The sequence below is a fragment of the Pseudoalteromonas sp. S4492 genome (assembly GCF_005886115.1).
Classification (GTDB): domain Bacteria; phylum Pseudomonadota; class Gammaproteobacteria; order Enterobacterales; family Alteromonadaceae; genus Pseudoalteromonas; species Pseudoalteromonas gelatinilytica.
Genome location: NZ_PNCP01000064.1, coordinates 57,278 through 69,576 on the forward strand (window position 1 = coordinate 57,278; position 12,299 = coordinate 69,576).

The following is a 12,299-nucleotide window of genomic DNA, read 5'->3' on the forward strand; positions in this document are numbered from 1 at the left end:
GTTATGTGGCCCGAAAGCCACACAAACTCTAATTATTTATTATCATCACTGATACGACTTGCAACCGCCGTATTTTGATCTTTATATTTTGCGTCTTTACGCGTGTTATACGGATTTTCTGCAGGACTTGTCATGGTTTCAAAGCTCATGGCACCAATTTTCATCATTGGGCGAAGCGCCAATGGCAATTTACCTGAGTTATAAAACTCTAACACGATATTACCAGACCAGCCTGGATCAATACGATGTGCTGTAACATGTACCATCAAACCAAGGCGAGCTAACGATGAACGACCGTCTAACCAACCAACAATATCTGCTGGTAATGTGACTTTTTCATGGGTAATTGCCAGTGCCAGTTCACCTGGGTGCAGGAAAAATGCTTCTTCATCAGCAAGCACAATTTCGTCACTCATGATTGATTCCATCGCCTTATTTAACTGATCTTTTGGACCACTTAAGTCAACATAGGCTGCGGTATGATCTTGGAAAACTCGAAACTTGTTGCCCAAACGCAAGTCTACCGTCACACCTGAAATCATTTCTTTACTCGGTGTTGGCTCAATAACAATGCGGCCTTCGTCAATATACTGCTGAATATGGGTATCTGATAATCTCATTTATTATTCTACCTAATACAACTTAAACATATGATTTTAAGTTGAAAAAACACGCTAAGCTTTAAACTAAACACACCAAAAATCGAGTGTGTATCAGCAAAGCCAAATGGGGTGGCTATAGTGTGCCATATATTACACAAATCATCAGCGTGTTGCGCGAATAATTCTCAACTAAATAAGATAAGCCATCTCAGGTAATAAGATCAGCTCTTTCTGATTTATCTGAAGTACTGAGTTTTGTTTTAATGCCCCGATTATAAGGAGAATGAGGATAAGTTGTTATGGATTACGTCATTTTATCCGTAATAACATTGCCAGCATGCGTTGCCGCTATTTTAATTGCCAAACATTACGCTAAAAAGCATGATTTATGGCATGGCTTTCTCGTTTTTATCGGTTCATTACTATTAACTAGCTGGTCGGTGGTTGGCTTAGTTGCAAACGAAACATTCTTTTTCCCACTGCCTTCATTACTCACTATTGTCTTTTACTTCTATTGTTTTGGTGAAACCGATATTGTGTTTATGCCTAATTTATTAATTAATCCTGGCATTGCCTTTTTTTGCTATTTTTCGAGTTACTTCTTTTATCGCAAGAAACCTTTCTAAACCCGTGTTATTAATTGTCACTTTTTGAAAATCACGTTTTTAATAAAAAAAGCCGCTCATTGAGCGGCTTTTGTTCCTTTGGGGATCACATATTAAAAGCTATAACGGGCACCGATTGTGTAACGCGGTCCGTACTGGCGAGCAAATAAGAACTGCTCTTCGTAACGACCGTAGCCACGCTCAGTTTCGTTGTTAAGGTTTATACCTTCAAAGAAAACGGTCATGTTTTCGTTAATGTCGTAGTTAACGCTTAAGTCCCATTGACCGTAGGTATCGCCAAATTGTGGCGGCGCATCAGATGAGCCTTGCGATTGACCTACACCAATTAAGTACGAATCACGCCATGCGTAAGTTACTTTTACTGATAAGCCATCTTTATCATAGAAGGCTTGGAAGTTCGCTGAATCACTTAAGCCAGATAAAGGAGCTTGCTGAGTTAAACTTGCTACATCAAATTCAACATCACCATCAACAAACGTGGCATTAACCCCTAAACCAAAGCCGCTTTCACCAAACAAGTGTTGTACAGCAACTTCAAAGCCATCAACTGATTTACTATCTGTATTTTGTGGCTGAGAAATATTCCAAACCATCAATGGATCAGAACTCGTTGGCTCAATGGCACCATCCGCATTACCATAACCTAATGCCAACATTTCATTGAAAACAGCGTCACTCGTAGCCTGCTCGCCACGCGCTTCAACAGATGCAACAGCTTCAAGGTAACGTGGACCATTTAAGATATCGTATAAACCATCAATGGTTGTTTCAGTGATTTGCGTTTGAATAAAGTTATCTACGTCTTTTTTGAAGTAGCCGACCGATGCATAGCTGCCTTCACCGTAGTAGTACTCAAGCGATAAATCGAGGTTTGTTGATTCAAATGGCAACAAATTAGTATTACCTTGGCTACCTGTCCGAGCACCCGGTTTAGGGCTACCCGTTAAGCTACGGCCACCAGCCAAATTACCCAGCGGCGCACGTGCCATGGTTTTACCCCACGAAACACGACCAACTAACTCGTCTGTAATTTCAACTTTTACGTCAATGTTCGGCAACCAAATATCGTAGTTACCTTCTTCTTGATAAAAGTTATCTGTGCCACCAGTTTCGTACTGCATGATCCACTCAGAGGCACTTACCCAGTTCACTTGGCTTTCAACACGTTGACGAACCGTACTGGTTACATCAGTATCTTCGTAGCGAAGACCTGCATTAATTTGGACAAAGTAATTTGCAACTTCAAATTCCCATAAACTGTTCACATAGAAGCTTTGCGTTTTTTCTTCTACGTAGCTTTCACTGTCGATACCATCATAGAAAGGGTCAATTGAATATTGGTTATCGCCCAATAAGTCTTCATTTAAATAAGCAAGTTGACGCGCTAACGCTTCTTCAAAGCTATAGGTGTAGTAATAATTAGGCTCAAGCGCACTACCACCACCAGAGAACTGATCTAACATGTCGCCAGTATCATTATAAGTGAACATGCCGTCTGGGAAGATTTCAGTGAATGATGGGTTAAAGCCCGGACCACCACGCAGACCACTCCAAGCGGTAAAACCACCCATCGTTTGCTTGGTGTGAGCCGCACCAAATTTCACTTTAACAAGCGGAATTTCAAAGCGCTCATTAAACCACGTTGTGTGAAGCTGAGCTTGCTCTACCTTAGACTCACCTGGTGAGTAGCTAAACTGGCTGAAGTTTGAATCAATTTCACTTGGATCTAGCACCGTTGTGCCGTTGTTCCAGTTAACGTAGGCGTGTGGAATTTCTCCAGTGCGGTAATCATACACTTTACTCTTTAACTGATCTGAGCCAAGAATGATTTGCCCTGTTGAACCTAAACCATCATCTGCACCATTATCTGTTTCGTTTTTCGAATCATGATAATCGAACTCAACTTCCCACTCATCGTTAATTTGCCACTCTAGGTTTAAACCAATTGAGCGCGCTTTAACTTCAGTGGTGCCTCGGCTAGCTGTAAATGAGCCATCGTTACCACTGATGTCGGCATAAATCGCTGTACCATTTTCATCAAGCTCATAGCCATTGATATTACTACCAAACTCATTCCAAATACCCCAACCCACGGTATTTACACCGGTAATTGCACGGCTTGCGGTGTAATCAACCGTCGCTGTAAAGTTTTCAACAGGTGAGTACTGTAACGTTACTTGGCCATTCGTTCTTTCACGTTCAACATCAGCAATGCTGTAGTTCATGTCTTTCGGGAAGAAGTAATTACCTGTTGGGTTACCGTCGCTATCAACTGGGCGAGCATCAATGTAATCGCCTTCATCGAGTGTTGGTAAATCAACATTGGCCTGCCAACCTTGGATATTGGCATTTTGTTGTTGGAAGTCACGCTCTTGGTGCGAGAAAGACACCGCAAAACCAAATGTATCATCAGCATAGGTGTTACTGTACATCGCTGAAAACTCAGGCGTTACATCATCACCCGCTTCATTAGATGAATCGTGAATCGCTTTAATTGATGAGCTAAATTTTTCACCTGGGCTATTTAACGGGCGCGTAGTAATAATATTTACCGTAGCACCTAGACCACCACTTGGTACATCTGCTTGCCCCGATTTTGCAACTTCAAGTGCACTAACACCATCAGCGGCAATGTTCTCAAGGGCGTAAGAACGCGTATAACCCGTACCCGGCATTTGACGACCATTTAGGGTGATAAGGTTAAACTCAGGACCAAAACCACGTACTGTAATTTCACTCCCTTCACCGTTAGAACGACTCACCGATACACCGGTAATACGTTGTAATGATTCAGCCAAGTTAGTATCTGGGAACTTACCCATTTCTTCGGCTGAAATCGCATCTACAACACCTGTTGCATCGCGTTTCATATCCATGGCGCGGATCATACTGCCACGAATACCTTTAATTTCGATAACTTCGATTTCGTTATCAGCCTTCTCTTGCTCATCCTGTGCGTAAGCAGACATAGTGCCTAGCCCTGCGGTTAAGATCATCGCAACTGACGCTGCAAGAGGTGTTTTAATAAATTTTGTGCTTTTCATGATTTACCTGCTTTTGCAATATATTGTCATGGATACTGGGTGCCGTATTCAGCACCCATCACTTGTTGCCAATGTTAATTACGGGTTTGCAATTACTGCATTATCGATACGGTAAACCGCACCTTCACCCATCCCCCATGACGGGAACACCATGACAACATCGATTGCACTAATATCAAGACCTGCACTGAGTAAGTCTGCAAGTGTATACGTATAGGTTTGCCACTCACCCACCACAGGCTCGACACCTTCTTGGCTTGCACTTAACGCAAGCTCCACAGCTTGACCTGCATCGTTTGATTCAATTTTGAATAACCACTGTGCATCTTGGTTACTGGCATTTGACACAATTTTCATCTCAAAACGAACCACACCTTCAGATAACAAGTGCGATGCATCAAAGCTCACGCCATCATCAGCTAGGAACCCCATTACCGTAGCGGTAGAACCAATTTGAAATTCTGCCACTGAGCCATGGGTTTCGTCATCCGTTTCGACTGTTGGTGTACTCCCTGCACAACAATCCCAAATGCTCCACAGATCTGCCACGTTTTCAGCAAATAGCGTTAGCTCTGATGCTGTAGATTCTTGCTCTGGAGCATAGATACGTGCATTGTCAACACGGTAAACAGCACCGTCACCTTGACCCCATGCAGGGAAAATCATGATGACATCAATCGCACTTACATCTAAACCAGCGTTTAATAAAGTACTGATTGGGAATGTATAGGTTTGCCATTCACCCGCTACAGGGTCAACGCCTTCTGTGCTTGTGTTTAGGTTAACTTCAACCGCTGTTGCACCTTCATTTGACTCAACTTTTAACAGCCAAGGCGCATCTGGCGTTGATGATAAAGAGGTGATCTTCATCTCAAATTGCAACATGCCATCATCAACCAGTGCTGATGCATCAAACTGCGTACCACTACCACCTGATGAAGTACGGTTGATAAAGCCCATTACGGTAGGTGTTGCACCAATCGAGAATTCAGCAGTCACACCATGTTCTTCGTCGTCGACTACTTCAACAGGTGTTGAACCACCACAACAATCCCACAGCGGCCAATCAAGATTCGTTTCATCGGTGAATAAGGTTAATGAAGGCAATGTTGTTGTGCCGCCATTGGTAATTTCAACATTATCAACACGGTATACTGCACCTTCACCTTGACCCCACGCAGGGAAAATCATGATCACATCAATCAGTGATACATTTAAACCCGCATCAGCTAATGTTTGCAGTGGGAAAGTATAAGTTTGCCATTCACCAGCAACTGGGCTAACACCTTCAGTACTTGCACTTAGGTTTAGCTCAACAGCTGTCGCACCTTCATCACTTTCGATTTTGAATAACCACGGTGCGTCAGGCGTTGATGGTAAAGACGTTACTTGCATATCAAACGTTACATAGCCGTCTTCTAACATCGCACTGGCATCATAAGGCGAGGCTTCACCGTTTTCATCGGTAATAAAGGCATCACGGCTGATAAAACCATTTACCGTAGCCGTTGCACCCACACTAAACTCAACCACATTGCCACGGTCGGCATCTTCAACTAACCCTGGCGTTGTGCCACCACAACAGTCCCATGCAGGCCAGTTAGGGTTAAAACTGCTATCAAAAATAGTCAGCGGCGTAACAGTACCATCACTTGGTGGTGTTGGCGCCGGCGCTGCACCTTGTACAAGTGCATCTTCTAAATCGTCGTAGCCAGGGCGGACGGTTTCACAACCTTTACCTGTGTCTGGGTTTTGCGAACACTCATAAACACGTACATAGTCAACTTCAAAAGTTTGACCGTTTTCGAATGCACTTGCATCAACACCAAGGGCATTAACGTTTTCAGGCCAATCACCACCTACCGCAAAGTTTAAAATTAAATAAAACTCTTGGTTAAATGGTGCAGCGTCCCAAAAAGTCGTTAACTCACCAGTTGTTTGATCATAATACTCTGTGTACCAACCCTTATGTTTAAGAGCCAGCGCTTCACCGCTTGCGTTGTAAAGCAATTCTGATTGGCGCTGCGTTGCGTATAAATAGTTATCTACATACCAACGAATTTCGCCTTCTTGCCATTCAATCGCATAAGTATGAAAGTCATCTGCCGGATTTGAATCTTGCGCGAAGGTGTATGCTTGACCACTACTATCATTATTTGGCCACGCTTGACCATAATGTAACGTGCCGTAGATATTTGACTCTAAGCCATCATCATTTTCGACTTTTAAATTCACTGATTCTAAAATGTCGATTTCACCTGAACGAGGCCACTCACCGTATACTTCGTCGGTTGGCATCATCCAAAACGCAGGCCAAGAACCTTGACCGCTTGGTAGTTTTGCTCTTACTTCAAAGCGGCCATATTTAAAATCGGCTTTGTAGCGAGTATTGATACGTGCAGATGTATAAGGCTTTGCAGCACCGTCTTCTGCAGGCAATGCAACGATATTAAGAATACCATCTGCAACAAAGGCGTTTTCTTCACTGTCGGTATAACATTGTTTTTCGTTATTACCGCCACCTGCACAGTCTATTTCGAAACTCCATTTATTTTCATCAATGGCATCACCATCAAAGTTATCTTCCCAAACCATGACCCAGTCTGAAACGGGTTCAGTTGTATCAATTGTATCAATTTTTGTATCTGTGGCAGAGCCACCGCAGCCAGCTAATGTCGCTACTGAAAGCGCCATTGCAAGTTGTGTTAAGTGTGTTTTGAATTTGTTCATTGCATTGAACCCTAACATTATGTGTTTGTTAGTACTCAACTGATCTATATGAATATTATTTTAATCAGTCAATTGTAAGCGCTTACATGAGAAGGCAAATAAAAAGGCCCAACAATGTAAGCGCTTTCATTAGAGTATGTCACGGTTATTAAAACGTCAATAAAATATTAACATTTACTGCGAATTTGTTTTTAGACATGTTTAACGAAAATACAGGCTTTATACGGCTAAAAATGGGGTTTGAGAGTGAATTTAATACAAAAGAAGCAATCAAGATCTTGTTAATAAGAAAAACCCATTAACAAGATCTTTGCAACAATTAATCTTCAGTAATGACAATTTCAACTGCGCTTGTGTGCGCCTGTTGATAATACAAGCTACTAGCAAGCACACGAGCCGCGGTTTTGTAGGTTTCACTTAATTTCGCCGTATTATCTTTGGCAATTAAGTCACCCTGCTCCGAGCTTTCACGAATTTCAATGGCCAGCGGAATATTCGCTAGTACAGGCACACCATGACGATGCGCTAATTTTACAGCGCCATCTTTACCAAATACATGATTGGGCTCACCACAATGGCCACACAAGAAGTAGCTCATGTTTTCAATTAAGCCAAGCACAGGGACGTTCACTTTATTGAACATAGCAATGCCCTTTTGTGCATCGGCTAGGGCTAAATCTTGAGGCGTGGTGATGATCACCGCACCACTTGCTGGCACTTTTTGGCTCATGGTTAACTGAATATCGCCCGTACCTGGAGGCATATCAACAATAAGATAATCAAGCTCTCCCCAAGCGGTTTCGTTCATTAACTGATTGAGTGCTCCCGATGCCATTGGGCCGCGCCAAACGGTTGCGTCATCACTTGGCACTAAAAAGCCGATCGATTGCGCCTTGAGGTTATGCGCTTCAAAAGGAAGTAAATTTTTATTATCTGCCGTTTTCGGCTCTGCCCCTTGTAGACCCAGAAGCAATGGAATAGACGGGCCATAAATATCGGCATCGAGAATACCCACTTTGGCACCCTCTTGCTCTAAAGCCGAGGCAAGATTCACTGCTGTGGTTGACTTTCCAACGCCGCCTTTACCCGAAGCAACGAGTACAATATGTTTTATTTGCTTAAAGCTATATAGGCTAGGTAATTTCACTTTAGCGCTAATTGACACAGGCACTGATAGTTTATCGGTGACAAATTTTTCAATGTCGTTTATTTCACTCAAGCCTGCAAAAGGGAGGTTTAATTTGACTTGCCAGCTTTTATCGCTGTTTTGATTAAGCTCTTCGAGCCAGTCTTGCTCAATGCCAATGGCAAATGCGTTACTACGATAGGCGGCTAAGGCATCAATGATAGGCGCTTTTTCAGCCGATTTACTTGAGAATAGTTTTGACAGTCCAAACATAGCAATAAATTAGCGTTTCTTTGATGAAAAGTGCTGCGGAATTATGTAACATTCAAGGCATTAAAACCAGACAATTAGATAATATCATTGCTTTGAGTTGTCTATGAGCAACTTACAATGTATTAAATAATGATATTCGAGCATATTTGCATCGAACTAATCTCAATTCGGAATGATTATGGCACAGCGAAAGATCCTGATTACTAGCGCATTACCTTATGCCAATGGCCCGACTCACTTAGGCCATTTACTAGAATATATCCAAACAGATATTTGGGCGCGTTTCCAAAAACAACAAGGTCATGAAACCTATTACGTTTGCGCGGATGATGCTCACGGCACACCAATTATGCTTAATGCGCAAAAGCAAGGGATCACGCCAGAAGAGATGGTTAAAAACGTCAGTGTTGAACGTCAACGCGACTTTGCTGATTTCAACATTGAATTTGATAACTATCACAGCACGCACAGTGAAGAAAACCGTCATTTCAGCGAGTTAATCTACAACCGTTTGAATGAAGCGGGTCACATTAAAAAGCATACTATTTCTCAACTTTTCGACCCAGAGAAAGGTATCTTCTTACCAGATCGCTTTGTAACGGGTACTTGCCCAACGTGTAAGTCAGAGGATCAAAACGGTGACAGCTGTGATTCTTGTGGTGCTACATACAGCCCAACTGAACTTATTAACCCACGCTCTGTAATGTCGGGAGCTGAGCCAATCTTAAAAGATTCGGAGCACTACTTCTTCGACCTACCTGCTTTTGAAGACATGCTAAAAGAGTGGTTACACTCAGGTACGATTCAACAAGAAATGGCGAACAAGCTTGATGAATGGTTTGCAGATGGCCTACAGCAGTGGGATATCAGCCGTGATGCACCTTACTTTGGTTTTGAAATCCCTGGTGCACCGGGTAAATACTTCTACGTGTGGCTCGATGCGCCTATCGGCTACATGGCGAGCTTTAAAAACCTGTGCGACAAAAAAGGGATTGATTTTGATGCATTCTGGCGCGAAGACTCAGATGCAGAGCTTTACCACTTCATTGGTAAAGACATCATCTATTTCCACAGCCTATTCTGGCCGGCAATGTTAGACGGTGCAAAGTTCAGAAAACCTACCAACGTTTTTGCACACGGTTTTGTAACTGTAAATGGCTCAAAGATGTCTAAATCAAAAGGGACCTTTGTTAAAGCGCGTACTTACCTTGATAACTTAGATCCTGAGTATCTTCGTTATTACTACGCAGCAAAACTAAACAACGGCATCACTGACCTTGATTTAAACCTTGAAGACTTTGCACTACGTGTAAACTCTGACTTAGTAGGTAAAGTGGTTAATATCGCAAGTCGCTGTGCAAGTTTCATCACTAAGAAATTTGACGGCAAGCTTAGCGACACCGTAATGGATGAAGCACTATTAGGTGAGTTCCAAGCGGCTTCTGCAAGCATTGCAAATCACTATGAAAACCGTGATTACAGCCGTGCAATTCGCGAAATCATGGCGCTTGCTGACAAAGCAAACCAATTCATCGACGCAAAAGCGCCGTGGGTGTTAATTAAAGACGAAACAAAACAACAAGAAGCACACGATGTATGTTCACTTGGTTTGAATATGTTCCGTGTACTTATCACTTACTTAAAACCTGTTCTACCAGGTATGGCTACAAACGTTGAAGCCTTCTTAAACGACGGTTTAACATGGCAAGGCGCGCAAACAGCGCTGGTTGGTCACGCAATCAATAAATTCAAACCGTTAATGCAACGTGTTGAAATGGATAAAGTAAACAAAATGATTGAAGAGTCAAAAGAAAGTCTAGTTGCTGAGAAAGATAAAGTTGATCCAAACAGCCCACTAGCTAAAGAGCCAATCAGCCCTGAAATCGAATTTGACGACTTTGCTAAAGTTGATTTACGTGTAGCAAAAATTGCTAAAGCAGAACACGTAGAAGGTGCTGAGAAACTACTTAAACTTACCCTAGATTTAGGCGGCGAAACGCGCCAAGTATTTGCAGGCATTAAATCTGCGTATGCACCAGAAGATATCGAAGGTAAGCTAACGGTTATGGTAGCAAACCTTAAGCCTCGTAAGATGCGTTTTGGTATGTCTGAAGGCATGGTATTAGCAGCCGGCCCTGGCGGTAAAGAAATTTATATTCTTAACCCAGATGAAGGCTCAGAGCCTGGCATGCGTGTAATGTAATTACACAATTACTAGCTACTATAAAAAACCGTTGTGTTTAGGCACAACGTTTTTTTTGTGTTTAATGCGTGCTTCACATCGATGTAGTTAGTTTATGAACTTGGACATGCAGGGTGCTCAGCAAGCACTTGGGTAATTATTTGCCCAAACTGCTGGTGTTGTTGCTCGCTAATAGCAAAAGCGGCATTGTAAGCAAGGGTATCGGCAAGCTCACCCGTTATGACCTCATAAAAAGTCATCGCGGTCAGTAAGTGCCCTGCGTTTGATGCATGATTACCATCTGCACTGTAAAAATTAAGTTCAGGTAATGCGGCAATTGCTTTATCCCAAACTAAACCGATTGGGGCAACACAGCTTGCCTCTTTTTCACTAATCGACAAATGCAATTGATAGACAAGCTCCCCTTCTTTGCTGTCACCTTGTTGAGGATGCTCAGGAAACAAAATAGGCGTTATTTTCAGCTCTTTTGCACTGGCAATTAATCGCTCAGCCTCATTCGTAGAATAATTAACAGAACCAGACTGAGAGTACTTCTGACCTTGAAAAATAGCATGAGTCCAATTGGCTTGCTGTAGCTTTTCAACATTGCCAGATGTGTTCACTATTTCATCTAAAAAGCGACCACTGACGGTAAGTGTTGAAACTTGAGCGTTGGTTAACTCACTGGAAATAAGCTGTTCAAGCAAATCACCTAATTTAGCACTATGGCTATTGCCATAAATAATAATTTGATAGTCAGCACTACCACTGTTATCAACAATGGCAGCGCCAGAATTTGGTATTGATGTATCTGGGACGGACGTCGAATTTTCTGTGTTAGAGCCAGAACCACAGGCCACCAAGCCTATACAACAGCTTAGTAATATATAAACTGTTAAAGGCCTAAACCGCTTGTTTTCAGTCATTTATCGTTCCATCTATTGGCTTATTATTTTTATGTCATCAATATTGAGACATAAAACGCTAAATTGCCAATATTTGGACGATATTTAGCTAAGGGGCTAAGTATAAATCATGTAAAACCCGTTCTTTTCGAGGTAAGTGATAATCATCATAATCGAGTGACACAAGCACCCTCTTAGCTTTGCCTAATAACTCACTGCGAGGCACTAGCCCAATCACTCGTGAGTCTGCACTATTATCGCGGTTATCGCCCATCGCTAAATACATATCGCTGGGAATAACGACAGGGGCAAAATGCTGCATCACCGAGGGCGTTTTGGATATCTGAATAGCGTGCTGAACACCTGCAAGGTTTTCAATGAGTGTTTGCTGCTCTTGTTTGTCATCTGTTAATGCGTAATCAAGCGCTTTACCGTTAATGATCAATTTATTATCTATTAAAGTCACTGTATCGCCCGGCACGCCAATAACACGCTTTATTAAGCGATTATTTGCAGCCTTAGAATCAAATACAATGATATCACCGGCTTTTGGCTCATCTGTGCGCATTAGCGAAATATGACTAAATGGCACACGCAGATCATAAGCCATTTTATCCGTTAAAATTCGGTCCCCTTCAACGATGGTCGGATTCATTGAGCCTGTTGGCACTTCATACCAATCAGCCACCGCACTTCTAAACACACTCATCAAACAGATGAATAAAATCAAAGAGCGGTTATTTTTCCATACCTTCAAAAGCCAGTTCATATTCGTTCCTTATTTGTTGTTTGTTTTCATAAGAGCTTGTGC

Annotated in this window: 8 protein-coding genes; 2 read left to right on the forward strand and 6 right to left on the reverse strand. The window is 42.3% G+C overall.

All coding sequences use genetic code 11. The annotated features are described in order from the left end of the window. Positions 1–32: 32 nt before the first annotated feature. Complete coding sequence (gene dcd / locus CWC28_RS19050) at positions 33–620, reverse strand: dCTP deaminase (protein ID WP_063704618.1); 588 nt, start codon at positions 618–620, stop codon at positions 33–35. A 281-nt stretch (positions 621–901) separates the two neighbouring features. Between dcd and CWC28_RS19055 the strand changes: the two genes are divergently transcribed. Further along, positions 902–1,228: a hypothetical protein gene (locus CWC28_RS19055; RefSeq protein ID WP_063704615.1), complete on the forward strand. Its 327-nt coding sequence runs from the start codon at positions 902–904 to the stop codon at positions 1,226–1,228. A 92-nt stretch (positions 1,229–1,320) separates the two neighbouring features. Here the strand turns inward: CWC28_RS19055 and CWC28_RS19060 are convergent, their stop codons facing one another. From CWC28_RS19060 to apbC, 3 genes are all read right to left on the reverse strand, one after another. Continuing rightward, positions 1,321–4,272 carry a TonB-dependent receptor gene (locus tag CWC28_RS19060; RefSeq protein WP_063704613.1) on the reverse strand — a complete coding sequence of 984 codons (2,952 nt, stop codon included), beginning with the start codon at positions 4,270–4,272 and terminating at the stop codon, positions 1,321–1,323. Between the two features lie 78 nt (positions 4,273–4,350). Beyond that, on the reverse strand, positions 4,351–7,002 hold the full coding sequence (locus CWC28_RS19065; RefSeq protein ID WP_105174318.1) for a glycoside hydrolase family 16 protein: 2,652 nt from the start codon (positions 7,000–7,002) through the stop codon (positions 4,351–4,353). 319 nt (positions 7,003–7,321) lie between these two features. Further along, complete coding sequence (gene apbC / locus CWC28_RS19070; RefSeq protein WP_063704612.1) at positions 7,322–8,401, reverse strand: iron-sulfur cluster carrier protein ApbC; 1,080 nt, start codon at positions 8,399–8,401, stop codon at positions 7,322–7,324. 178 nt (positions 8,402–8,579) lie between these two features. Here apbC and metG point away from each other — a divergent pair, with 178 nt between their 5' ends. Further along, entirely contained in the window at positions 8,580–10,604 is a 2,025-nt protein-coding gene (gene metG, locus CWC28_RS19075) for a methionine--tRNA ligase (RefSeq protein ID WP_105174320.1), read from the forward strand. Between the two features lie 92 nt (positions 10,605–10,696). Here the strand turns inward: metG and CWC28_RS19080 are convergent, their stop codons facing one another. After that, positions 10,697–11,509 carry a hypothetical protein gene (locus tag CWC28_RS19080; protein ID WP_063704608.1) on the reverse strand — a complete coding sequence of 271 codons (813 nt, stop codon included), beginning with the start codon at positions 11,507–11,509 and terminating at the stop codon, positions 10,697–10,699. 88 nt (positions 11,510–11,597) lie between these two features. Further along, positions 11,598–12,257: a signal peptidase I gene (gene lepB, locus CWC28_RS19085; protein WP_063704606.1), complete on the reverse strand. Its 660-nt coding sequence runs from the start codon at positions 12,255–12,257 to the stop codon at positions 11,598–11,600. Positions 12,258–12,299: the final 42 nt, after the last annotated feature.